Origin of the sequence: Streptomonospora mangrovi, from assembly GCF_027604915.1 — a bacterium.
In the GTDB taxonomy this organism is placed as follows: domain Bacteria; phylum Actinomycetota; class Actinomycetes; order Streptosporangiales; family Streptosporangiaceae; genus Streptomonospora; species Streptomonospora mangrovi.
This window is the reverse complement of the sequence record NZ_JAJAQC010000025.1, coordinates 23,578-46,210: the sequence shown is the minus strand read 5'-3', so window position 1 is coordinate 46,210 and position 22,633 is coordinate 23,578. Positions and strand designations below refer to the sequence as shown.

At 75.2% G+C, this 22,633-nt stretch carries 21 protein-coding genes; 19 read left to right on the top strand and 2 right to left on the bottom strand.

Features of this window, described 5'->3' with window-relative positions; all coding sequences use genetic code 11:
• Window positions 1-13 precede the first annotated feature (13 nt).
• The 5 genes from LG943_RS15260 (at window position 14) to LG943_RS15240 (ending at window position 5,648) form a co-directional block, all read left to right on the top strand.
• Complete coding sequence (locus LG943_RS15260) at window positions 14-661, top strand: RibD family protein (RefSeq protein WP_270072953.1); 648 nt, start codon at window positions 14-16, stop codon at window positions 659-661.
• Between the two features lie 350 nt (window positions 662-1,011).
• Entirely contained in the window at window positions 1,012-2,562 is a 1,551-nt protein-coding gene (locus LG943_RS15255) for a protein kinase domain-containing protein (protein ID WP_270072952.1), read from the top strand.
• Between the two features lie 360 nt (window positions 2,563-2,922).
• Complete coding sequence (locus LG943_RS15250; RefSeq protein ID WP_270072951.1) at window positions 2,923-4,317, top strand: APC family permease; 1,395 nt, start codon at window positions 2,923-2,925, stop codon at window positions 4,315-4,317.
• Window positions 4,318-4,584: 267 nt separating this feature from the next.
• On the top strand, window positions 4,585-4,920 hold the full coding sequence (locus LG943_RS15245; protein WP_270072950.1) for an ArsR/SmtB family transcription factor: 336 nt from the start codon (window positions 4,585-4,587) through the stop codon (window positions 4,918-4,920).
• Entirely contained in the window at window positions 4,920-5,648 is a 729-nt protein-coding gene (locus LG943_RS15240; protein ID WP_270072949.1) for a cation transporter, read from the top strand. The genes LG943_RS15245 and LG943_RS15240 overlap by 1 nt, the downstream gene beginning before the upstream one ends.
• Window positions 5,649-5,778: 130 nt before the next feature.
• Here LG943_RS15240 and LG943_RS15235 read toward each other — a convergent pair whose 3' ends face one another.
• Window positions 5,779-6,198 carry a VOC family protein gene (locus LG943_RS15235; RefSeq protein ID WP_270072948.1) on the bottom strand — a complete coding sequence of 140 codons (420 nt, stop codon included), beginning with the start codon at window positions 6,196-6,198 and terminating at the stop codon, window positions 5,779-5,781.
• An 85-nt stretch (window positions 6,199-6,283) separates the two neighbouring features.
• Here LG943_RS15235 and LG943_RS15230 point away from each other — a divergent pair, with 85 nt between their 5' ends.
• Both LG943_RS15230 and LG943_RS15225 read left to right on the top strand, forming a co-directional pair.
• Window positions 6,284-6,871 carry a TetR family transcriptional regulator gene (locus LG943_RS15230; protein WP_270072947.1) on the top strand — a complete coding sequence of 196 codons (588 nt, stop codon included), beginning with the start codon at window positions 6,284-6,286 and terminating at the stop codon, window positions 6,869-6,871.
• A 128-nt stretch (window positions 6,872-6,999) separates the two neighbouring features.
• Window positions 7,000-7,518 (top strand): lamin tail domain-containing protein, encoded by a 519-nt coding sequence (locus LG943_RS15225; RefSeq protein WP_270072946.1) that lies wholly within the window; start codon window positions 7,000-7,002, stop codon window positions 7,516-7,518.
• A gap of 98 nt (window positions 7,519-7,616) precedes the next feature.
• On the opposite strand, the gene LG943_RS15220 is transcribed toward LG943_RS15225, so the two are convergent.
• Window positions 7,617-8,426, bottom strand: coding sequence for a DeoR/GlpR family DNA-binding transcription regulator (locus LG943_RS15220; RefSeq protein ID WP_270072945.1), 810 nt, complete (start codon window positions 8,424-8,426; stop codon window positions 7,617-7,619).
• A 355-nt stretch (window positions 8,427-8,781) separates the two neighbouring features.
• On the opposite strand from LG943_RS15220, the gene LG943_RS15215 reads away from it, so the two are divergent.
• The 12 genes from LG943_RS15215 to LG943_RS15160 all read left to right on the top strand — a co-directional run bounded on the left by LG943_RS15215 (window position 8,782) and on the right by LG943_RS15160 (window position 22,507).
• Window positions 8,782-9,780: an aldo/keto reductase gene (locus LG943_RS15215; RefSeq protein WP_270072944.1), complete on the top strand. Its 999-nt coding sequence runs from the start codon at window positions 8,782-8,784 to the stop codon at window positions 9,778-9,780.
• A 47-nt stretch (window positions 9,781-9,827) separates the two neighbouring features.
• Window positions 9,828-10,601: an HpcH/HpaI aldolase family protein gene (locus LG943_RS15210; RefSeq protein ID WP_270072943.1), complete on the top strand. Its 774-nt coding sequence runs from the start codon at window positions 9,828-9,830 to the stop codon at window positions 10,599-10,601.
• A 49-nt stretch (window positions 10,602-10,650) separates the two neighbouring features.
• Window positions 10,651-11,598 (top strand): phosphoglycerate dehydrogenase, encoded by a 948-nt coding sequence (locus LG943_RS15205; protein ID WP_270072942.1) that lies wholly within the window; start codon window positions 10,651-10,653, stop codon window positions 11,596-11,598.
• A gap of 230 nt (window positions 11,599-11,828) precedes the next feature.
• On the top strand, window positions 11,829-13,247 hold the full coding sequence (locus LG943_RS15200; RefSeq protein WP_270072941.1) for an Nramp family divalent metal transporter: 1,419 nt from the start codon (window positions 11,829-11,831) through the stop codon (window positions 13,245-13,247).
• A 252-nt stretch (window positions 13,248-13,499) separates the two neighbouring features.
• Entirely contained in the window at window positions 13,500-14,747 is a 1,248-nt protein-coding gene (gene nhaA, locus LG943_RS15195) for a Na+/H+ antiporter NhaA (protein ID WP_270072940.1), read from the top strand.
• 260 nt (window positions 14,748-15,007) lie between these two features.
• Complete coding sequence (locus tag LG943_RS15190) at window positions 15,008-15,595, top strand: DUF1707 SHOCT-like domain-containing protein (RefSeq protein ID WP_270072939.1); 588 nt, start codon at window positions 15,008-15,010, stop codon at window positions 15,593-15,595.
• A 31-nt stretch (window positions 15,596-15,626) separates the two neighbouring features.
• Window positions 15,627-15,773, top strand: a complete 147-nt coding sequence (locus LG943_RS15185) for a hypothetical protein (protein ID WP_270072938.1) — start codon at window positions 15,627-15,629, stop codon at window positions 15,771-15,773.
• 755 nt (window positions 15,774-16,528) lie between these two features.
• Window positions 16,529-17,911, top strand: coding sequence for a radical SAM protein (locus LG943_RS15180; protein ID WP_270072937.1), 1,383 nt, complete (start codon window positions 16,529-16,531; stop codon window positions 17,909-17,911).
• A complete protein-coding gene (locus LG943_RS15175) occupies window positions 17,904-18,893 on the top strand; it encodes a hypothetical protein (RefSeq protein WP_270072936.1) in 990 nt (329 codons plus the stop codon). The genes LG943_RS15180 and LG943_RS15175 overlap by 8 nt, the downstream gene beginning before the upstream one ends.
• Window positions 18,890-19,846 (top strand): JmjC domain-containing protein, encoded by a 957-nt coding sequence (locus tag LG943_RS15170; RefSeq protein ID WP_270072935.1) that lies wholly within the window; start codon window positions 18,890-18,892, stop codon window positions 19,844-19,846. Before LG943_RS15175 ends, LG943_RS15170 begins: the two co-directional genes overlap by 4 nt.
• Complete coding sequence (locus LG943_RS15165) at window positions 19,836-21,089, top strand: hypothetical protein (RefSeq protein ID WP_270072934.1); 1,254 nt, start codon at window positions 19,836-19,838, stop codon at window positions 21,087-21,089. The genes LG943_RS15170 and LG943_RS15165 overlap by 11 nt, the downstream gene beginning before the upstream one ends.
• Before the next feature lie 38 nt (window positions 21,090-21,127).
• Complete coding sequence (locus LG943_RS15160; RefSeq protein ID WP_270072933.1) at window positions 21,128-22,507, top strand: MFS transporter; 1,380 nt, start codon at window positions 21,128-21,130, stop codon at window positions 22,505-22,507.
• Window positions 22,508-22,633 lie beyond the last annotated feature (126 nt).

Below are 22,633 nucleotides of genomic sequence, written 5' to 3'. Positions count from 1 at the left end.
CTAGCGTCGCGGCATGGCGACGCACGCGCACTCCCCGGCCCGGCCGCACGTGGTGGCGCACGTGGCGGTCTCCCTCGACGGCGCGACCACGGGCTTCTCCCCCGACGTCGGCCGCTTCTACGCGCTGGCCCAGACCTGGCGCGAGGACGCCACCCTGACCGGTGCCGACACCGTCCTGGCGCAGGAACCCGCGCTGCGCGGCGCCGCGCCCGTGCCCGCGCCCGAGGGCGCGCCGCTGCTGGCCGTGGTCGACGGCCGCGCCCGGGTGCGGGAGTGGGCGGCGCTGCGCGGCGCGGGACACTGGTCCTCGGTGGTGGCGCTGCGCGCCGAGGCCACGCCGCCCCGGCCGCGCCCGCCGGTGCCCGAGATCGTGGCCGGCGCCGAACGGGTCGACCTGGGCGCGGCCCTGGCCGCGCTCGGCGAGCGCCACGGCGTCCGGGCGGTGCGGGTCGACAGCGGCGGCGCGCTGCTGGGCGCCCTGCTGGAGCGCGGCCTGGTGGACGAACTCAGCCTGCTGGTCCACCCGCTGACGGCCGGTCCCGGCGAGCGGGTGTGGCACGGCGGCGTCCGACCTCAGCCCGCCGGGTGGACCGCGCTCGCGGCCGAACTGCTTGACGACGGCCTGGTGTGGCTGCGGTACCGCTCCCGGTCGCGCCCCTGACCGCGTCGTCGACCACACCCGTGGCCCCGCCGACCGCCCCCGGCGCCCCCGGCGCCCCGGCGATCCCGGCAGTCCCAGCCCCGGCGGTCCCGGCGGCCGTTGACTCGGGCGGCCCCTGACCTCCGCCGACCGGGGCGACCGGGACGGCCGCCCCTCCCCACACCCGTTCGCGCTCCCTCCCGGCTCCCCTTCCCAGCCCCGTTCCCCGGCCCCTGTCCGAGAGATCCTGGTGGGATCCGGGCGCGTTATGCGCAACACGGCGGCACCGGCGGCATCGGAACCGCCGGGGCCGGCGGCGCGGGGTGCGCGGCCGGTGCCGGACTGTCACTTCGTAGGTCGGACGGTGGACGATGGTCGAGGCGGGGCGGGTGCTGTCCGGGCGGTACCGGCTGGTGGAGCCGCTGGGCGCCGGAGGCTTCGGCCAGGTATGGCGGGGCGTGGACCACCGCCTGGAGCGCGAGGTCGCGGTCAAGGTGCTGCTGGGCTCCCCTGCCGGAGGCCACCAGGCCGCGCGGCTGTTCGAGCGCGAGGCCACCCTGGCGGCCCGGCTGTCCCACCCGGGCATCACCGTGGTGCACGACGTCGGCGTCGACCCCGCCTGCCGGTTCGTCGTCATGGAACTGCTGGCCGGGCGCGACCTCGCCGCCGTGCTGGCGGACAGCCCCGCCGGGGTCGCGGTGACCGACGCCGCCGACTGGGGCGCGCAGGCGGCCGACGCCCTGGCCGCCGCGCACCGCGCGGGCGTGGTGCACCGCGACATCAAGCCCGCCAACCTGATGCTGCTGGACGAAGGCCGCATCAAGGTGTGCGACTTCGGTATCGCCCGCGCCGTGGGCGCCGCCGGCGGCGCCGCCGCGCGGGGCTACGCCTCACCGGCCTACGCCGCGCCCGAGCAGATCTCCGACACCGCCGTCGACGGCCGCGCCGACCTCTACTCCCTGGGCTGCACCCTCTACCACCTGCTCACCGGGCACCCCCCGTTCACCGGCGACACCCACGTCGCGGTCCTGGCCGGGCACCTGTCGCGCACCCCCGACCTCCCCTCCGCTCTGCGCGGCGAGATCCCGCCCGCCCTCGACGACCTCCTGATGGCGCTGCTGGCCAAGGACCCCGCCCAGCGCCCCGGCGACCCCACCGCGCTGGCCGCGCGGCTGCGCCACCTCTCGGCGCCCCCGCGGCCCACGTTCCGCCAGGAGCCGCGCGCCGCGGCGTCGGGGGCCGCCGGGCCCGCGCGGTGCGCGGTGTTCCTCGGCGCGCTGGACTGGAGCACCACGGCCGCCACCTTCCGGGGCCGCGACCACGAGGTCTTCACCGCCGTCTACCCGCCCGGCGGCACCCGCCACGCCGGGCGGGTGTGGGGCGACGGCGTCTACACCGACGACTCCTCCGTGGGCCTGGCCGCCGTCCACGCCGGACTCCTCTCCCTCACCGAAGGCGGCGCCGTCACCTTCGAGATCCGCCCCGGCCAGCGCGCCTACGGCGCCGCCAGCCGCAACGGCGTGAAGAGCACCCGGTGGGGCCGCTGGTCGGGCAGCTTCGTGTTCCCCGAGGAGGCCGAGCGGGGACTCCTCGGCCGGCCCAAGCCGCAGCCGGTGTTCGTCGGCCCCATGGACTGGAGTTCCACGGCCACCGCGTTCCGCGGCCGCGACCACGAGTCCTTCACCTTCCTCCTGCCGCCCGGCGGCCCCCGCCACGTGGGCCACGTCTGGGGCGACGGCGTCTACACCGACGACTCCTCCGTGGGCCTGGCCGCCGTCCACGCCGGACTCCTCTCCCTCACCGAAGGCGGCGCCGTCACCTTCGAGATCCGCCCCGGCCAGCGCGCCTACGGCGCCGCCAGCCGCAACGGCGTGAAAAGCTCCCGCTGGGGCCGCTGGTCGGGCAGCTTCGTGTTGCGCTGAAACCACATCGTGTTCTACCGGCCGCTTGCGCGGGGGCGGCAGCGGGGACATGCTTCCTCGGTACCGAAGTCGGGTCCAGGGTGCCCGGCCGGGCGTCCGCTGGTGCCGTTTTCGCGTGGAAGTGGCGTGGTTTCGGACGAGTGGACAGGTGTGCACCCGGTCGGCCACCATAGGCAGATTGTCCGGTGGCGGCTGGTCGCCTCCTGTGCTGCCCACACCCCATGACCTGGGGTGACGGCACAGGGGCCTTCCGGTCAGCCATCGGTCCGCGGGCGCGCCTCCAGCGCCCGTTCCGACAGCCACGTACGGGCCGGGGCACGCGTGTGCCCCGGCCCGTCGCCGGACGACAAGTGAGAGCGCATGAGCGATAGCACCAAGGCAACCCCGACACCGGAGTCGGGTGAGTCCGCGGGCCCGCTGAAGCGGGTGATGGGGACGAAACTGCTGCTCCTCCTCGTGGTGGGCGACATCCTTGGCACCACCATCTACTCGCTGACCGGCGCGGTCTCCGCCCAGGTCGGCGGCGCCCTCTGGGTGCCGTTCGTGGTCGCGTTCGTCGTGGCCTTCCTGACCGCGTTCAGCTACCTGGAGCTTGTCACCAAGTACCCGCGCGCGGCCGGGGCCGCGCTGTACGTGCACAAGGCGTTCGGGATCCACTTCCTGACGTTCATGGTGGCCTTCGCCGTCATGTGCTCGGGTATCACGTCGGCCTCCTCGGCGGCACAGGCGTTCAGCGGCGACTACCTCCAGCAGGTGCTGGGCACCGGGTACCCGCCGGTGCTGCTCGCCATCGGGTTCATCCTGGTCATCGCGGCGGTGAACCTGCGGGGCGTGGGCGAGTCGGCCGGGCTGAACGCCGTGCTGACCGTCATCGAGCTGACGGGCCTGGCGATCGTCATCCTGACCGGCCTCTACGCGATCTTCCTTGGCACCGCCGACCCCTCCGTGGCGCCCGACCCCGGCCGCCTGCTGGAGTTCAACTCCGAGACCTCGCCGTTCATCGCGGTGACCTCGGCGACCGCGCTGGCGTTCTTCGCGATGGTCGGCTTCGAGGACTCGGTGAACATGGTCGAGGAGGTCAAGAACCCGGTCCGGACGTTCCCCCGCGCGCTGCTGCTGGGCATGTGCGTGGCCGCGTCGGTCTACCTGATCATCGCGCTGGTGACCTCCACCCTGGTGCCCAGCGAGGAGCTGGCCGGCTCCACCGCCCCGCTGCTGCTGGTGGTGCAGGCTGCCGCGCCGTGGTTCCCGCCGGTGCTGTTCGCGGTGATCGCGCTGTTCGCGGTGACCAACACGGCGCTGGTGAACATGCTGATGTCCAGCCGCCTGCTGTTCGGCATGGCCAACGAGCGGGTGATCCCCCGCCAGCTCGGGTCGGTGCTGCCGAGCCGGCGCACGCCGTGGGTGGCGATCCTGTTCACCAGCGCGCTGGCGATCATCATGGTGAGCTTCCTGGACATCGCCTCGCTGGGCGGGACCACCTCGCTGCTGCTGCTCATGGTGTTCAGCGTCGTCAACGTCTCGGTGCTGGTGCTGCGCCGCGAGAAGGTCGAGCACGAGCACTTCAAGGCGCCGACCATCGCCCCGGTGCTGGCCGTGATCCTGTCGGTGTTCTTCGCCAGCCCGCTGACCGGGCGCCCGCTGCGCGAGTACGCGATCGCGGGGATCCTGCTGGCGATCGGCGTGGTGTTCTGGCTGCTCAACTACGCCATGACCCGCAACAAGAAGTTCGCGCCGGAGAACTTGAACGGCTAGCCGGCTGTTCGGACGGCCGACTCCTCGGCTGTCCGGCCGGCCGCCGCCGACCCGCCGCCCCCACCGCCACGCGCGGTGGGGGCGGCGGTGCTTCCAGGGGAGGCCGGGCGGGGGCCGTCACCCGCGGGCGGGCGCGCGAGGTCGGGGCCGCATCTCGCCGGATCCTCCTGCCGGTCCCGGGCCGCAGGGACGCGCCACGAATCCCTGGATCCACCTTTCCCTGCATCCACCCTTTCGTGGATTCAGGGATTTGTGTACCGTTGTGCCGTGCTCACCATCGCCTCCGACGTCGACGCCCTCGCCCGCTTCGGCCGCGCCCTGGCCGACCCCATCCGCTGCCGCATCCTGCTGGCGCTGCGCGCGGCCCCCGCCCACCCCGCCGACCTCGCCGAGTCCCTGGGCGTCAGCCGCACCCGGCTGTCCAACCACCTCGCCTGCCTGCGCGACTGCGGCCTGGTCGTGGCCGTGCCGGTGGGCCGCCGGGTGCGCTACGAACTCGCCGACCACCGGCTCGGCCACGCCCTGGACGACCTGCGCTCGGCCGTGCTCGCCGTGCAGACCGACGCCCACTGCCCCGACGCCGCCGACAAGGACTGCTGCTGATGGCCGCGCCCGCCGTGCCCGCCGCATCCGGCCCGGCCGAGGCGCGCCGCGCCGTTCTGGTCCGCCGCGTGCGCCTGCTGGTGGCCGCGACCATCGCCTACAACACCGTCGAGGCGGCCGTGGCGCTCGCCGCCGGAGCGGCCGCGTCCTCGGCCGCGCTCATCGGCTTCGGCCTGGACTCCCTGATCGAGGTCAACTCGGCCGCCGCCGTCGCCTGGCAGTTCTCGGCCCGCACCGCCGAGGCGCGCCGCGCCCGCGAGCGCCGGGCGCTGCGGATCATCGCGGTGTCGTTCTTCGCGCTGGCCGCCTACGTCACCGTGGAGGCGGTGCGCTCGCTGACCGGTGCGGGCGGCGAGGCCGACGCCTCGGTGCCCGGCATCGTGCTCGCGGCCGCGTCGGTGGCGATCATGCCGTTCCTGAGCCTGGCCCAGCGCCGCGCGGGGCGCGAACTCGGATCGGCCACGGCGGTGGCCGACTCCAAGCAGACCCTGCTGTGCACCTATCTCTCGGCCGCGCTGCTGGTGGGGCTGCTGGCCAACGCGCTGCTCGGGTGGTCCTGGGCCGACCCGGCGGTCGCCCTGGTGATCGCGGCCCTGGCCGTCAAGGAGGGCCGCACCGCCTGGCGCGGCGACGCCTGCTGCGCCCCCGCCGGAATCGCCCTCACCGCCCGCCCCACGGCGGAGGCCGAGGACACCTGCGGCTGCGGCCCCGGCTGCACCTGCTGCTGAAGCCGTGGCCGTCGCCTCCGTCCGCCGGCGCGGCGCCGTGGTCGGTGGCGGACGGAGGCGACGGGGCGGCGAGGGCCGGGGGTCACGCGCCCGGCCCTCGGGGTACCTCCTACCTCACACCTCCTGCCTCTCACGAGGCCGCGGCATCGCCGACATAGGCGTCGGCGTACTCTCCGGTCGGCGGGATCGGCTGGATGACGTCGAGCAGCACGCCGTCGGGCGCCGCCACGATGAAGTGGCGCTGGCCGAACGGCTCGTCGCGCAGCGGCAGCACCGGCACGCACCCGTGCTCACCGGTCAGCCGCGCGTGGACCGCGTCCACGTCGTCGACCTCCAGGTTGAGGAGGAGTCCGCGAGCGGGGGTGCCGAACCCCTCGGGGACGGTGCCGTGTGCGGGGTCGAGCACGGCGAGTTCGAAGTCCCCCAGCCGCAGGCTGACGTACCAGTCGCTCGCGAAGGTCGTCTCAAAGCCCAGAACGTTCCGGTAGAAGTCCGCCGCCGCCGTGACGTCGGCGGACATGACGACCGGGTAGAAGCTGGTGACCGCCATGGGGCAGTCCTCCTTTTACGTACAATGCGTATGTATCACTGACACGGCAAGCTTACATACACAGCGCACGTAAAGGAACCCGCCCGTGCCCCGCGCCTCCGCAGCCGCCGCAGCCCAGACCGCCCGCCAGGTCCTGGCCTCGGCGGCCGACCTGTTCGCCGCCCAGGGGTTCGCCGCCGTCTCCCTTGACGACGTGGCGCGCGCCGCCGGGGTGACCCGCGGGGCCGTCTACCACCACTACGCCAACAAGACCGGCCTGTTCCGCGCGGTGGCCGCCCGCCTCCAGGCCGACGTGGCCGCGGCCGTGGTGGCCGCCGCCGAGGGCGCCGACCCCGACCCCCGGGCGCGGCTGCGGGCGGGCAGCCACGCGTTCCTCGACGCGATCACCGCCGCTCCGGCGGTGCGGGTGCTGCTGGTGGAGGCCCCCGCCGTCATCGGCTGGGCGCAGTGGCGGGCGCTCGACGCCGAGCACTCCGCCGCCCACCTCCGCGACGCGCTGGCCGAGACCGGGGTGGACGGCGGCCTCCTCGACGCGCTGACGGCGCAGTTGTCCGGCGCCATGAACGAGGCCGCGCTGTGGTTGGCCGAGCGCGCGGACGATCCCGGCGCGCGGAAGTCCGCCCACCGGGCCCTCGACCGGCTCCTCGACGCGGCGGCACCTCCGGCCGCCTAGCACGCCTCGCCCGCCACAGTGGGCCTTTCCGGCATTTCTGACCCAATATGGACAAACCGTCTCACGTGCCCCGCGACCTGCGAAGAATGGGAACCCCCAGCGGACCACCGCCTCCAAGGAGCGTTCTCATGCCCGGCCCCATCCTGCGCGCGGCCGCCGTCGCCGCCGCCACCGCCGCCGTCCTCAGCCTGCTCTCGGCCCCGGCCCAGGCCGCCTCCACCACCGGCGCGCTCATGCTCACCCAGGTGCGCCCCAACGCCAGCGGCGCCGACGTCAAGAACGGCCGCCAGGTCAACCTCAACGGCGAGTTCTTCGTGATCAAGAACGTCACCAACCGCCCCGTCAACATCCGCGGCTACGTCCCCGACATCACCAGCAACAGCTACGGCCGGGCGCTGCCCTCTTACACCCTCCCCGCCGGGGCGTCGGCCCAGGTGCACACCGGCAGCGGCACCAACCGCCGCGCCTCCAACGGCGTCCACCACGTCTACCGCGGCTACGCCCGCCACGTCCTCAACAACGACGGCCCCAAGAACCCCGACCTGCGCCTGAAGAAGCCGGGCAGCACCGACAACAACTCCTCCAGCGGCAGCATCACGTCCTGCAACTGGGGCAGGGTCGCCGACGGGCGCACCTACCGCTGCTGAATCCACCTGGTGAATCCCGCCGCTGATTCCCGCTGACGGGCTCCCGCGCCGTCCGCCGCCCCTCGCGGCGGACGGCGCCGCGCGTTCGGCACGCGGACTCAGTCGCCGCCCGGCGCCGGCGGGTGCCAGGCCGTGCCGTCCGGGGCGACGGTGACGACCTCGACTCCCGCCGCGGTGAAGGGCAGGAGGGACTCCTCTGCGGCGGTGTGGTCGGTGACCAGGGTCCAGTGGTCGGGGAGCTTGGCCCAGGCGTGGAAGGGGCGGCGGCCGAGTTTGGCGGCGTGGACCAGGACGTAGACACGGTCGGAGCGCTGGGCCATCAGCTCCTTGAGGTGGGTCTGCTCCAGGGTGGCCTCGCAGATGCCCTCCTCCGCGGTGACCGCGTCGGCGCCGAGGAAGACGCGGTCGAACGTCATGCGGCTGAGCGCGGCCTCCGTCTGGGGGCCGAAGAACCCCTGGCTGAGGTGGCGCAGGGTGCCGCCCAGGCACTCCACGCGCAGGTGCGGGGCGCCGACCAGTTCCTCCAGGGCCGTCAGGCCGGTGGTGGCCACCGTGAGGTCGCGGCGCTCGCGCAGTTCGTGGGCCAGCGCGCCGGTGGTGGAGCCGGAGTCCAGCAGCACGGTCTCACCCGCCCCGATACGGGCGGCGGCCCAGCGGGCGATCGCGCGTTTGGCCTCGAACGCCTCGCCCAGGCGCTGGCGCAGCGACGCCTCGGGGTGGGCCACCAGCGACACCACACCGCCGTAGGTGCGGGCCAGCCGGCCGTCGGACTCCAGGCGGGCGAGGTCGCGGCGGATGGTCGACGCGGTCACCCCGAAGGTCGCCGACAGCTCCTCGACGCTGGCCAGGCCGGAGGTCGTGGCGAGCTGGACGATCGCGTCGCGACGCGCCTTGGTACCGCGGGACATGGACGTCCTCTCGTGTCCGGAGCGGGCGGGGGCCACGGGCGAGCCTGAGAATACAGCAGCACCACCGAATTGCGCGTTATACGCAGAAAAGCCGACCGCGCCGTGCCCGCGTCCCCCTCACCCCGTCCCCGTCCGCTCCCCGCCCGGCCTCCTGCCCCGCGCGCTCCCACCTGCCCGTCCGCTTCCCAGGGCGGTCCGCGTGGCCGCCCGGACGCCGCCGACCGCCTCAGCGCGGCACGGATTTCGCGTGGACCGAGCCGAAGATATTGCGCAGAACGCGCAATCGTGTCAGAGTGACGCGGGCAACAGCAGCGCGGCGCCGGCCGCTTCGGCCCGCGCCGACCAAGGAGGCACGATGACCGCGAGCGCGACCCGTCCCGACACGGTGGACATCCCCGGCCTTCCGGTGCCGATGTCCCGCCTGGTGCTGGGCACCATGACCTTCGGCGACACCGTGGACGAAGCGGGCGCCGCGCGCATCCTCGACCTCGCGCTGGAGGCCGGCGTCACCGCCGTGGACACCGCCAACGGCTACGCCGGCGGCGCCAGCGAGGAGATCGTCGGCCGCCTGCTGGCCGCCCGCCGCCCAGACGTCGTGCTCGCCACCAAGGCCGGGATCCCCCACCCCGACGCCGAGGGCCACGCGCCGCTGTCGGCGGCCGGCCTGCGGGCGAGCCTGGAGGGCAGCCTCCGCCGGCTCGGCGTGGACCGGGTCGACCTCTTCTACCTGCACCAGCCCGACCGCGCCACGCCCCTGGCCGAGACCCTGGGCGCGGTGGCCGACCTGGTCGCCGAGGGCAAGGTCGGCGCGCTCGCCGTCTCCAACTACGCCGCCTGGCAGATCGCCGAGCTGAACCACGCGGCCGACGCCGCCGGCGCGCCGCGCCCGGTCGTCGCCCAGCAGCTCTACAACCTCCTCGCCCGCCGGATCGAGGAGGAGTACACCGAGTTCGCCGCGGCCACCGGCCTGCTCACCATGGTCTACAACCCCCTGGCCGGCGGCCTGCTCACCGGGCGCCACCACTTCGACCAGGCGCCCGCCTCCGGCCGGTTCGGCGACTCCCGGATCGCCGCCATGTACCGCGAGCGCTACTGGGACGCCGCCCTGTTCGAGGCGACCGCCGAGCTGGCGCGCGTCGCCGAGGAGGCGGGGCTGTCCCTGACCGACCTGTCGCTGCGCTGGCTGCTCGGCCGGCCCGCCACCGGCGCCCTGCTCCTGGGCGGCTCCCGCCCCGAGCACCTGAGCGCGAACCTGGCCGCCGCCGCGGCCGGCCCGCTGCCCGCCGACGTGGCGCGGGCCTGCGACGCCGTCGGGGCGTCGCTGCGCGGCCCCATGCCCGCCTACAACCGCTGAGCCGGCTCCCCATCCGGCTGCCGAGAGAGGGACAAGAGGTGTTGCCAATGAGCGCGGCCGAGTTCGCCCGCAGAATCCGCGCCCGCGAGAGGGCCGTGGGCTACTGGATGGTGCTCGACGCCCCCGCCGCCGCCGAGCGCATCGCGCGGCTGGGCTACGACTACGTCGCCTTCGACGCCCAGCACGGGCTGTTCGGCTACTCCGGGCTGCTCAACGGCCTGATGGCCGTGGACGCCGGAGGCCGCTCCACGGGCCTGGTCCGGGTGGAGGCCAACGACGCCGCCGCCATCGGCCGCGCCCTGGACGCCGGCGCCGGCGGGGTGATCGTCCCGATGGTCGACACCCCCGAGGACGCCGCCGCCGCGGTTTCGGCCACCCGCTACCCCCCGCACGGCACCCGCTCCTACGGCCCGATGCGGTCGGGCCTGCGGATCGGCCCCACCCCGGCCGAGGCCGACGCCGCCACCCTGGTCCTGGCGATGATCGAGACCCCGCAGGGTTTGGCCAACGTGGAGGAGATCTGCGCGGTGCCGGGCCTGGACGGGGTCTACGTCGGCCCCTCCGACCTGTGCCTGGCCGTGGGCGGCGCCCGCCCGGGCGACCCCGCCGTCGCCGACGTGTTCGAGGCCGCCGTGACCCGGGTGCGCGAGGCCGCCGCGGCGGCCGGGATCGCCGCCGGGATCCACACGCCCGACGGGTCGAGCGCGGCGCGCCGGCTGGCCGAGGGCTACACCTTCGCGACCGTGGCCTCCGACCTGGTCCACCTGGAGCAGGCCGCCCGGGGGCACCTGGACGCGGCCGGCGAAGGCGGCGCCGCGTGAGCGCCGCGCGGCGTCCGACCGCCCCGGCGCCCGGACGGGAGGCGGCCCCGTGCCCACGACGCTGATCACCACCCCCACCTTCGGCCGGTTCTCACCGGAGCCCTGGGACATCCTGCGCGAGGCCGGCGAGGCGGTCCTGGCGTGCGAGTCGGGGGTGCTGCCCGCCGACGAGCTGCTGGCGCGCGTGCCCGAGGCCGACGCCCTGGTCGTGGGCCTGGACGCCATCACCCCCGAGGTGCTGGCGGCCGCGCCCCGGCTGAAGGTGATCGCCAAGCACGGCGTGGGCGTGGACAACATCGACCTGGCGGCCGCCCGCGAGCGCGGGATCCACGTGACCTTCGCCCCGGGCAGCAACAGCCGGGCCGTGGCCGAGCTGGCGTTCGCGCTGCTGCTGGACACCGGGCGGCGCATCACCCGCACCCACACCGAGGTGCTGGCGGGTGGCTGGCCCAAGCACTTCGGCCCCGAACTGGCCGGGCGCACGCTGGCCGTGATCGGGTTCGGCCGCATCGGGCGGCTGGTCGCCGGGTTCGCCCAGGCGTTCGGCATGGCCGTGGTGGCCTACGACCCGTTCCTGCCCGAGGCGGAGTTCACCGAGCGCGGCGTGCGCTCCCTGGACCTCCCCGCCTGCCTGGCCGAGGCCGACTTCGTCAGCCTGCACATGCCCGGCGGGTCGGGCGCCCCGCTGCTGGACCGCGCGGCGCTGGAGGCGATGAAGCCGGGCGCCTGCCTGGTCAACACCGCGCGCGGCGACCTGGTCGACGAGCACGCGCTGGCCGAGCTGCTGCACAGCGGCCACGTCGGCGCCGCCGCCCTGGACGCCTTCGACCCCGAGCCGCTGCGGGCCGACAGCCCGCTGCGCTCGGCGCCCAACACCGTGCTGACCTCCCATATCGGGGCCTGTAGCCACGAGGCCAACCGCGGCATGGGCGTCACGGTGGCCCGGGACGTCGTGCGCGTCCTGCGCGGCGAGGAGCCGCTGCACCCCGTGGGCTGACACCCGCCCGCACCACACGCCGCACCCCCCAGCGCCGCGTCCGCCGCCGAAGCCGTTCCGTCCCGGCGGCCCCGCCCACCCCTCCCCGGCCCGGGGGCGCCCCCGGCGCCCCTCGCCGTACCCTCCCCCGCCCCGCTCTCCGCTCCGCCCCTTCCCCCCGTCCCCCTTCCCCGTCTTCCCCGTTTCCCTGATCCCCGCGCGGCGGCGCCGCGCCAAGAGGAAGTCGTGCCATGAACCAATCCGCATCCGCGGCGGCGGCATCCGCGCCCGCCGACCCCTACGCGCTGCGCCCCCAGGACGCCCAGGACCCGCCCACGACGTTCACCGGCCGGCTGCGCCACCTTGGCCCGGGCCTGGTGCTCTCGGCCGCGGTGGTGGGCTCGGGCGAGCTGATCGTCACCACCTCGCTGGGCGCCGAGGCCGGGTTCGTGCTGCTGTGGCTGGTCATCATCTCCACCGCCGTGAAGGTGTGGGTGCAGATGGAGCTGGCCCGCTGGACCATCCTGACCGGCAAGCCCGCCCTTGAGGGCTACAGCCAGGTCGGCCCGCGCATCGGCCGGGTCGGCTGGATCAACTGGCTGTGGATCGGCATGGACTTCGCCAAGATGCTCCAGCGCGGCGGCATCATCGGCGGCACCGCCTCGGCGCTGTCCATCGTCTGGCCGATCTACGGCGAGCCGCTGAGCTTCGGCTCGCTGGCGGTGTGGACGGTGATCGTCATGGCCACCACGGTGCTGCTGCTCCAGAGCGGCCGCTACAGCGCCGTGGAGCGGGTCACCGTGGCCACGGTGGTGCTGTTCACCGCCTCGATCGTGGTGCTGGCGCTGGGCCTGCCGCTGACGGAGTTCGCCTACGGTCTGGACGACCTGGGCACCGGCCTGAGCTTCATGATCCCCGCCGGCACCGTGGGCATCGCGGTGGCGATGTTCGGCCTGACCGGTGTGGGCGCCGACGAGATGACCACCTACACCTACTGGTGCATGGAGAAGGGCTACGCCCGCTGGACCGGCCCCGACGACGGCACCGAGGCGCGCGCCCGCCGCGCCGAGGGGTGGCTGCGGGTCATGCGCCTGGACGTGGGCGTGTCGTGGCTGGTCTGCACGGTGTGCACGCTGTCGTTCTACGTCATCGGCGCCTCGGTGCTGCACCCGCAGGGCCTGGTGCCCGAGGGCAACGCGATGATCTCCACCCTGGCGCGGATCTACACCGACACCATGGGCGAGTGGGGCCTGACGCTGTTCGTCATCGGCGCGGTGGCGGTGCTGTTCTCCACCAACGTGGGCTCCACGGCGAGCGTGCCCCGGCTGTGGACCAACACCCTGGGCCTGCTCGGGGTGATCGACTGGACCGACATGAAGGTGCGCACCCGCACCATCCGCATCCTCACCTGCTGCCTGCCGCCGCTGTGGGCGTCGTTCTTCCTGTTCCTCCAGTCGCCGGTGATCATGGTGCAGATCGGCGGCATCGCCGGCGGGATCTTCCTGCTGGCGGTGGTGATCGCGGTCTGGTACCTGCGCACCACCGAGGTCGACAAGCGGTTCCGCGCCAACCCCTGGCTCACCGGGGCGCTGGTGGTCAGCAGCGTACTGATCGCTGTGCTGGGCGTGTACTCGGTGCTGGAGGTGTTCGGCGTCAGCGTCGGCGGCTAGCCGGCGCCTCACCCGCCGACGCCGACGCGTCCTTCCGTGCCCGGTACCAGCGCGCGAGCGCCGGTGCCGGGCACGGCCGCGTCCGCGCCGCGGCGGTCCCCCGGCGGCCCCCGCATCGCCGCGTAGGCGGGCGAACTGGACAGCGGGCACCGCCATCAGCCAGGATGGGCGGCGGTGCGCATCGCGCGCCTGGTGTGCCGGGAAGTCTGGTCGGCGTCGTCCCACCCGTGCCGACTTCTCCGGAGCCGCCCCGTGGCCTCTGCCGCGCCCACCGCCCTGACCCGCCTCACCGACGCCCTGCGCGGCGACACCGTGGGCGGGCTGATCCTGCTCGCCGCCGCCGTGCTGGCGCTGGTCCTCGCCAACTCCCCGGCCGCCGCACTGTACGAGGGGCTGCGGCACTTCGAGATCGGGCCCGAGGCGCTGCACCTGCACCTGTCCATCGAGGCGTGGGCCGCCGACGGCCTGCTGGCGATCTTCTTCTTCATCGTGGGCAACGAACTCAAGCAGGAGTTCGTCCACGGCGAGCTGCGCAACCCCCGCCGCGCCGCGCTGCCGATCGTGGCGGCGGTGTGCGGCATGGTGGTGCCGGCCGCCGCCTACGTCGCGGTCAACGCCGCCAGCCCCGAGACGCTGGGCGGCTGGGGCATCCCGATGGCCACCGACATCGCGTTCGCGCTGGCGGTCCTGGCGGTGGTGGGGCGCGGCCTGCCTCCGGCGCTGCGCACGTTCCTGCTGACGCTGGCCGTGGTGGACGACCTGGGCGCGGTGCTGGTCATCGCGGTGTTCTACACCGACGCCATCGCGTTCGCGCCGCTGGCCGGGGCGGCGGCGGGCCTGGCGCTGTTCGCCTGGCTCCAGCGCGGCACGGGCCCGGCGGCCGCGCTGCGCCGCTCGCCGCTGCTGAGCGCGGCGGTGTACGTGCCCCTGGCGTTCGCGGTGTGGGCGCTGGTCCACGCCTCCGGCGTGCACGCCACCATCGCCGGGGTGGCGATGGGCCTGCTCATGCGCACGAGCGTGCACGAGGGCGAGGCGCACTCCCCCAGCCACCGGATGGAGCACCGGATGCGCCCGCTCTCCGCCGGCTTCGCGCTGCCGGTCTTCGCGTTCCTGTCGGCCGGGGTGCCGATGGCCGGCCTGGGCACGGCCCTGGCCGACCCGGCGGCCGCCGGGATCGTGGTGGGGCTGGTGGCCGGCAAGTTCGCCGGGGTCCTGGGCGGCTCGTGGGTGACCACCCGTGTCACCGGCGCCGAACTCCACCCCGACCTGGGGTGGGCCGACATCGCCGGGCTGGCGCTGCTGACCGGCGTGGGGTTCACCGTCTCGCTGCTGATCGCCGACCTGTCCTTCGCCGGCGCGCCCGCCACCCTGGAGCACGCCAAGGCCGGGGTGCTGATCGCCTCGCTGGTGGCCGCCGCGCTGGCCGGCGCGGTGCTGGGGCCGCGCTCGGCCCGGGTGCGGCGGGCGGCGCGCGCCGCCGCGGCGCCGCCGGCGCCCTGAGCCGAAACCCGCCCGACCGGCCCTTGAGGTAGGGCCGCCAATGCCCGGCGGGCGGTGCCGCGCGGGCCGGGGGTTGTTTACCGGCGCGGCAAATACCGGGCTTTGTCCTTTTACCGCGGACCCCACCGATATACCGTTTCCGCATCGTTTCGGACTCCGTATCGGTGTCACCATAATCCGCGCATACACATTTGTGAGGACACCAATCTCCGCTTGGAGGACGATCCGCGGGCGGGGGTCGCGTCGCTAGCATCAAAAGCGTGGAAACCGACGACATTCGGGCTTCGGACACCGAACGAGACGACGCCGTGGAGCTGCTGCGCGAGGCGTGCGCCGAAGGGCGGCTCACCCTCGAGGAGCTGAGCGAGCGCACCGAGGCGGTGTTCACCGCACGCACCCGCGCCCAACTCGCCCGCGTCGTGGCGGACCTGCCCCAGCGCCCCTCGGCCGAAGTGGTGGACGCCTCCGGCGGCACCGCCGCGGCCCCGCGGCTGTTCGCCCTGGGCGACGACCTCGAACGCGGCGGGCGGTGGGTCGTGGACGACGGCCTCACCGCGACCGCCGTCCTGGGCCACATCAAATTGGACCTGCGGGAATCCTTTTTCGTTTCGCCGACCGTCACGCTGCATCTGCGCACCGTGCTGGGCAGCATCATGGTCTGGGTTCCGCCGGGTATCGGCGTGGAACTCCACGGAACCGCCTACCTCGGTGACCGGTCGGTCGAAACCGTCCCCGCGCGTCCCGGCTCCCCGGTCGTCAAAATCCACGCCACCGCGATGCCGGGAAGTATTCGGATTTCCAACAACCGGCGCCGCGGCCGCATAATGCGCGCGCTCTGGGGCGAGTGAGCGCGCCAACCACGAGAGAGGGTGAGCAAGGGTGAACACGGTGGACCACACGCGGGCGATGACGCTCGTCTACGACACCACGATCGGCATCGGCCCCTGGGAGCTGAACATCGGCCTGGTGGGCGGCCTGGTGGTGCTGGGCCTGATCGTCGTCCTGGTCATCGCCAACCTGAAGTAGGCGGACCCCGGTCGCGAATCGGCGCGCTTTTCCGTCCGGCGCGCCGACCATCGCCGCCGGGGTCTCTTTTTTCGGCGGATTTTCACCGGCGGGCGCGGCCGCACACGGCCCCCGCCGCCCGAGCGGGGTCGTCCGCCCCGCGCCAAGACCGGCCGGGTGGAGCACCGCGCGGGAGTCCGCTCCCCGGCCGCCGTACATATTTTTATGTACCCGCAGCATCCCGGGCGTAGTAGCGCAACGTCGCCCCAGCGGACGATGCCCCTTTCCCGGCGCGCTGCCTATTGTCATTTCCGCGATGACAAAACGGAAATCGCGCACCGCCGCACCGGAGCGCCCCTGACCCGCCGGCCCCTTCCGGGAGCGGCCCGCCGACCCCCATCCCCCACCGCGGAGGCCCCGCCCCCGCACCGTCCGCGCCGCGCCCGGCGCCGCCCGATGGCCCCGGCGGCGCGCGCGGACCCCCCGATCGCCCCGGCTCGCCGGAAGCCGGTGCCCCTCGACCCCGCGAAGGAGGTGAACCAGCATGCAGAGCTTTGACGAGTTCGAGGAGATCGTCGTGGAGTCGCAGGAGACCCCCGAGGTGTCCGACATCGACTTCGGTTGCTGACATCCCGCGTGAACGGTCCGTTCACCGAAAGACCCGGGGACGCGGACCGCGACCCAGCCGCCGCGGCGTGGCCACACACCTCGCCGCGGCGGCACGCGTCCCCTCCGGCGCGCCGCGCCGGGCACCCACTCCCCACGGAGGGATCCCGATGAGCAGCAACCGCGTCTTCAGGCCCTCGCGGTTCACGATCCTGACCCCCCACGACGCCGGCGGTGCGGTGCTGTACAACTCCCTGCGCGGCAGCGTCTTCTACGTGCGCGACCCGCTGGCCGGGCGGGTCCACGACCTGCTGCACAACCGCAGCGCCCGGTTCAGCGCCGACGAGGCCGAGGCCGGCCCCGAGCGCGCCCGGCTGATCACCGCGCTGGCCGAGCGCGGCTACGTGGTGCCCGAGGACCACGACGAGGGCGCCGAGGCCAAGGAGCTGCGCGACGCCCGGCTCCAGCGGCGCGACACCCTGGAGCTGATCCTCATGCCCACGGAGTCGTGCAACTTCCGCTGCACCTACTGCTACGAGGACTTCGCCCTGGGCCGGATGCTGTCGGGCGTCCGCGAGGGCGTGCGCGAGCTGGTGCGCCGCCGCCACGCCGAGGGCGGGCTGAAGGCGCTGCGGGTGTCGTGGTTCGGCGGCGAGCCGCTGGTGGCCTTCGACGTGATCGAGGAGCTGAGCGAGTACTTCCTGGAGTTCGCCGCCGCCAACGGGATCGACTACCGGGCCGGCATGACCACCAACGGCTACCTGCTCACCCCCGACGTCGCCGAGCGCTGCGTGGACCTGGGCATCCGCCAGCTCCAGATCACCCTGGACGGCCCCCGCCACTCCCACGACGCCAGCCGGCCGCTCATGGGCGGCGGCGCCACCTTCGACGACATCGTGGCCAACGTGCGCGGCCTGGCCGAGAGCGGGCTGGACTTCTCGGCGCTGCTGCGCACCAACTTCAGCCCCTCCAACGTCGGCAGCGTGCCCGAGCTGCTGGAGGAGCTGGGCGGCATCGTGGACGGCGACGACCGCTTCCAGGTGATCTTCCGCCCGGTGGGCAAGTGGGGCGGCGCCAACGACGCCGGCACCGAGACCGCCACCGGCCGCGAGGCCGAGGACGCCAAGCTCGCGCTCTACCACGACGCCCAGTGCCACGACCTGCCCAGCGGCGACACCCGCACGCTGCGCCCCGGCGGCAGCGTCTGCTACGCCGCCAACCCGTGGTCCTTCCTCATCCGCCCCAACGGGATCGTCAACAAGTGCACCGTGGCGCTGCGCGACGCCCGCAACATGGTGGGCCGGCTAAGCCCCGACGGCGCGCTCAACCTGGACGACTCCCTCATGCGGCTGTGGACCGACAACGACGAGGCCCACGACACCGGCTGCCAGGCGTGCTTCTTCCGCCCCTCCTGCCAGGGCGCGCACTGCCCCCTCATCCGCATCCAGGACGGGGTGCGGCCCTGCCCGCCGCAGAAGGTGTGGATCGGCCCCAACCTGCGGACCTACGCCGACCTGGCCGCCGAGCGCGCGAAGGCGGCGGCCGATGTCTGAGCCGTGGCTGACCACCGACGCCGACGGCCGGATCCTGGCCCGCACCGCCGCCGACGCCACCCTGCTGCTGGCCGACCTCGCCGAACTGCCGCCCACCGCCCGCCCGGTGCCGGGCGTGCGCGCCGACGCGGTGGTGCCCGGCGCGGCCTCCGGCTCCTTCCTGGCGGTGGACCACCGGGCCGGCGCGGTCGTCCCGGTCCGCTGGGACGACGGCGACATCACCGTGGACGCGGCCGTGGCGCTGCCCGCCGGCACCCGCGCCATCGCCGCCGCCGGCCCCGGCACCGACCCGCCCGCCCTGGCCGCGGCCACCGCATCGGCGCTGCTCACCTACGACGGCGCCTGGCGCGAGCGCGCCGCCCTGCCCGCCGAACCGGTGGTCCTGGCCCGCCAGGCGCGGCGCCGCTGCCTGGTGGTGCTGACCCGCGACGGCGGCCTGCTCCGCCTGGATCCGCGCACCGGCGCCGCCGACCGCCACCGCGACCCCGCGCGGGCCGCCGGGGTCGGCGCCTACGACGAGATCCTGGGCGGGGTGTGGTCGGCGCCCGCCGCCGGCCGGCTGGTGCTGGCCCGGATCGAGCCGTGGCCGCCGCGCACCACCTACGACCTGCCCGCCCGGCCGGGCATCGCGGCGCTGACGGTGTCGGTCAACGGCGAGTGGCTGGCCGTGCGCCGCACCGGTCGCGCCGCGCCGCTGGAGCTGTTCAACGTGGCCGGGCAGCGGTCGTTCCACCCGCCGCTGGGCGGCCTGGACGGCCGCGTGGGCCTGGTCTTCACCCACGACAACCACCTCGCCGCCGTCGGCGCCGACGACCGCGTCGTCGTGACCGAGCTGCCCGCCCGCGTCGACGTCCGCGCCGAGACGGCCGACATCCGCCACCTCGACCCGTTCTGGGAGGGCCGCATGGAGAAGGCAAGCCGCGCGCGCCGCCGCCGCGACGACGCGCGCACGGGCGCCGGGGCACCGGGAGGCGCGCCGTGACCGGGGCGCTGGAGCGCCTGGTCGGCGACGTCGCCGAGCTGCGGCGCCGGTGGGAGGAGCGCCCGCTGGTCAGCCGCGGCCTGGGGGACTTCGACGACGTGTTCTCGCTGGAGCTGCTGGACCGGCTGTTCTTCGAGGTCGCGCTGCCCACCTCGGCGCTGCGGCTGATGCGCGACGGCGCGGTCTCGGAGGCCGGGGCCCTGGCGCGCGCCCGCGAGCGCACCGGGCCGACGTCGGAGACCCTGGTGGACCCCGCCAAGGCAGCCGCCGAGCTGCGGCGCGGCACCACCCTGGTGTTCGAGGAGGTGCGCTCCTGGTGCCCGCCGGTGGCCGACCTCGCGCGCGGGGTGGCCGAGGCCACCGGCTACGACACCTACTGCGCCGCGTTCCTCACCCCGGCCGGCGCGCGGGGCGCCCGCGCCCACTACGACATGGCCAGCGTGTTCATCCGCCAGGTCCACGGCTCCAAGCGGTGGACCGTGGGCGCGCCCGCCGAGCGGCCGCCGGCGCGCCCGTGGAAGGGCCGCGACGTCGCGCTCACCGACCCCGAGGAGGTGCTGCTGCGGCCGGGTGACTGCCTGTACCTGCCGCGCGGCTACATCCACGTCGGCGACGCCACCCACGAGGCGTCGCTGCACCTGTCGATCGCCCTCAAGCCGGTCACCTGGCGCGACGTGCTGGTCCGCGAGATCACCGCGCTGGCCGAGGCCGACCCCCGGCTGCGCCGGTCGCTGCCGTTCGGCTTCCACCGCGACGGCGGCGCGGCCGGCGCCGACCTGCTCGCCGAGCACACGAGGATCGCGGTCGGGCACCTGGCCGACACCGCCGCCGTGTGGCGGCGCGCGGCCGACCACTACGCACCGCCCGCCCCGCGCACCGGCGGCGGGCTTGCCAAGGCCCTGGCCGAGGGCGGCGCCCCGGCGGGTGAGGAGGAGGAGTCCGATGTCGGGTGAGGCGCGCGCCGTGTGGGCCGAGGTCGAGGCCCGCTCGGGCGGCTTCGAGGAGCAGGTGCTGCTGGAGTCGCCCTTCGCCACCGTGCCGGTGGACCTGGGCGACGCCGTCGCGCTGGTCGGCGCCCTGGCCGCCGACAGCGACCACGCCCGCGTGCTGCGGATGCTGGACGTGACGGTGGAGGGCCGGCGCTCCGCCGCGCTGAAGGCGGCGGTGCTGGCCGACCCGCCCGGCCCCGACGAGCGGGTCGAGGACTGGGGCAAGCGGGTGTTCGCGGGGCGGACGTTCAGCGTCATGGTCAACGCCGCCGAGCGGTGGAGCGAACCGGTCGCCCGTGCGGCGGCCGAGCTGTTCGCCCCGGCCCGCGAGGCGTTCGGGATCCCCCAGCACCTCTACCGGGTGTCGCTGTTCATGGGCGACTACGGGTTCACCCCCTCGGGTGTGCACCGCGACGTCGGCCGCGACGAGCGGGTGCTGCACCTCAACGTCGGCCCGGGCCGCAAGACGTTCCACTCCTGGCCGGTGGAGACCTACCGCCGCCTCACCGGCACCACCCGGGCCACCTTCGACCCCGACCCGCTGCTGCCGCACGCCGACACCCACGAGATGCGGCCGGGCGACCTGCTCATGCTCAACGTCTCCCGCTACCACGTGGGCCACTCGGCGGAGCTGAGCGCCACCTTCGGGTTCGAGATGTCGAAGATGACCGCGCGCGAGGTTGTGCGGGAGGCGGCCGCGGCCGCCCTGGGCGAGGTGCTGGACGCCGGCGCCGACCCGGTGGGCCGGGGGCCGGGATTCGCCCCCGTGCCGGTGGACTACACCGACCTGGACTGGGCCGGGCTGCCGGCGGCGCGCCTGGACGCCTGGCTGGCCGACGCCGTGGAGACCTACACCGCCCGCCAGCGCAGCAACGCCGGGCTGTCGCTGTCGCCGGTGCCGCTGCCCGAGGTGGACGCCGCCGCCCTGGCCGCCGGCGCCGTCCGCCTGGCCGCGCCCTTCCCGCTGGTGGTGCGCGAGCACGCCGACCGCTGCGACGTCTACGTGCGGGGCCGCCGTGTCACCGTGCCCCGCGCCGACGCGCTGCTGGGGCTGGTGGAGCGGCTGTCCACCGGCGAGGAGGCGGCGACGGCCGACCTGCTGCCCACCGAGGAGCGCGAGCGGCGGCTGGTGCTGCGCCTCCTCACCCAGCTCACGCGGCTGCGCGGGGTCGACGCGGTGCCCCCCGCAGCCGCCGCGCCCGCGTGAGCGCCCCGGGCCGGGACGGGGAGGGCACCCGGGCACCCGTGCTCCCCCCGTCCCGGCCGCCCGCGCCGCCGCTGCGGCGCAACGGCGCCTTCCGGCTGCTGTGGACCGCCCAGTGCCTGTCGCAACTGGGCTTCTACACCGGGATCGTCGTCTACCCCCTGCTGGTGCTGACCACCGACGGCGGCGCGCTGTGGGCGGGTGTGCTGGGGTTCACCGCCTCGGCGGCGGGCCTGGCGGCGCGGCTGCCCGCCGGGCTGGCCTGCGACCGGTTCGACCGGCGCCGCCTGCTGCTGGGCGCCGCGCTGTGCCGGGCGGCGGCGATGGCCCTGCTGGCGGTGGGCTGCGCGGCCGGCACCGTCCCGCTGCCGCTGCTGCTGGTGGTGGCGGCCGTGGACGGCGGCATGCTGGAGGTCGCCCGCTACGCCGAGCGCGCGGCGCTGCGCCACGTGGTGCGCCCCGGCGACCTCACGGCGGCGGTGTCGGGCAACGAGGCGCGCGGCCAGGCGGCGGGGCTGGCCGGGCCGGCGCTGGGCGGCTGGCTGTTCGCGCTCGCGCCCGCGCTGCCCTTCGCCGGCAACGCCGCCGCCCACCTGCTGGCCGCCGGACTGGTGACGCGGGTGCGCGGCCCGCTCCAGGGGCACGCGGAGGGGCGCGCGGGTGGCGAGGGGCACCGGATTGAGGGGGCTGCGGGTGAGGGGGCCGGCGATGGCCGGCCGGGCAGGGATCGCCCCCGCGGTGATCGGCCCCGCGCCGACCGCCCCCGCGTGCTGCGGGAGGCGGCGCGGGGCTTCGCGCTGATCCGCGCCGACCGCACGCTGCGCGTGCTCGTACCGGCATCGCTGTGCCCCAACGCCTGCTTCGGCGGGGTGGCGCTGCTGATCGTCGCGGCGGCCGAGGGGCGGGGCGACGGGGCCGCCGCCATCGGCGCCGCCCTGTCGGTGGCCGGCCTGGGCGGGGTGGCCGGCGCGCTGGCCGCGCCGGCGCTGCTGCGCCGACTGCGGCCCTCGGTGCTGCTGCTGGGCGCGCTGGCGCTGATGCCGTGCGCGGTGGCGGGGCTGGCGGCGGCACCGGGGCCGGTGGCGGCCGCCGTGCTGCTGGGCGCCTGCATGTTCACCGTCCCCGTGCTCAACGCCCAGCTCACCGTCTACCAGATCCGGCGCACCCCCGACGCGCTCCAGGGGCGGGTGTTCGCCGCCACGGCCTTCGCCATGGGGGTGACCCAGCCGCTGGGGCCGCTGCTCGGCGGCGCCGGCTACCACTTCCTCGGGCCCACCCCAGCGTTCCTCGCGCTCGCCGGCCTGCTGGCGGCCGGCGCCGCCTGCGTGGCGGCGCTGCCGGCCGCGCGGCGCCTGCCGCCGGCGGAGGCGGGGATGGGGGCGGCGACGGAGGAGGAGACGGCGGAGGCGCCGCCTCCCTGACCGCATGACCGAAAGGACCGGAAGCCCGCATGGCCTTCGACCGCGTGACCGACTGACCGCCCACCGCATGACCGCCTACCGCGTGACCGTCCGCCGCTGACCGCACGACCCGCCTGAACCCGCCCC

Coding starts and splice junctions, on each gene's coding strand:
- LG943_RS15180 (WP_270072937.1), top strand. CDS start 16,529: ATGAGCAGCAACCGCGTCTTCAGGCCCTCGCGGTTCACGATCCTGACC.
- LG943_RS15240 (WP_270072949.1), top strand. CDS start 4,920: ATGGCCGCGCCCGCCGTGCCCGCCGCATCCGGCCCGGCCGAGGCGCGC.
- LG943_RS15235 (WP_270072948.1), bottom strand. CDS start 6,198: ATGGCGGTCACCAGCTTCTACCCGGTCGTCATGTCCGCCGACGTCACG.
- LG943_RS15220 (WP_270072945.1), bottom strand. CDS start 8,426: ATGTCCCGCGGTACCAAGGCGCGTCGCGACGCGATCGTCCAGCTCGCC.
- LG943_RS15215 (WP_270072944.1), top strand. CDS start 8,782: ATGACCGCGAGCGCGACCCGTCCCGACACGGTGGACATCCCCGGCCTT.
- LG943_RS15165 (WP_270072934.1), top strand. CDS start 19,836: ATGTCGGGTGAGGCGCGCGCCGTGTGGGCCGAGGTCGAGGCCCGCTCG.
- LG943_RS15250 (WP_270072951.1), top strand. CDS start 2,923: ATGAGCGATAGCACCAAGGCAACCCCGACACCGGAGTCGGGTGAGTCC.
- LG943_RS15255 (WP_270072952.1), top strand. CDS start 1,012: ATGGTCGAGGCGGGGCGGGTGCTGTCCGGGCGGTACCGGCTGGTGGAG.
- LG943_RS15225 (WP_270072946.1), top strand. CDS start 7,000: ATGCCCGGCCCCATCCTGCGCGCGGCCGCCGTCGCCGCCGCCACCGCC.
- LG943_RS15175 (WP_270072936.1), top strand. CDS start 17,904: ATGTCTGAGCCGTGGCTGACCACCGACGCCGACGGCCGGATCCTGGCC.
- LG943_RS15200 (WP_270072941.1), top strand. CDS start 11,829: ATGAACCAATCCGCATCCGCGGCGGCGGCATCCGCGCCCGCCGACCCC.
- LG943_RS15210 (WP_270072943.1), top strand. CDS start 9,828: ATGAGCGCGGCCGAGTTCGCCCGCAGAATCCGCGCCCGCGAGAGGGCC.
- LG943_RS15260 (WP_270072953.1), top strand. CDS start 14: ATGGCGACGCACGCGCACTCCCCGGCCCGGCCGCACGTGGTGGCGCAC.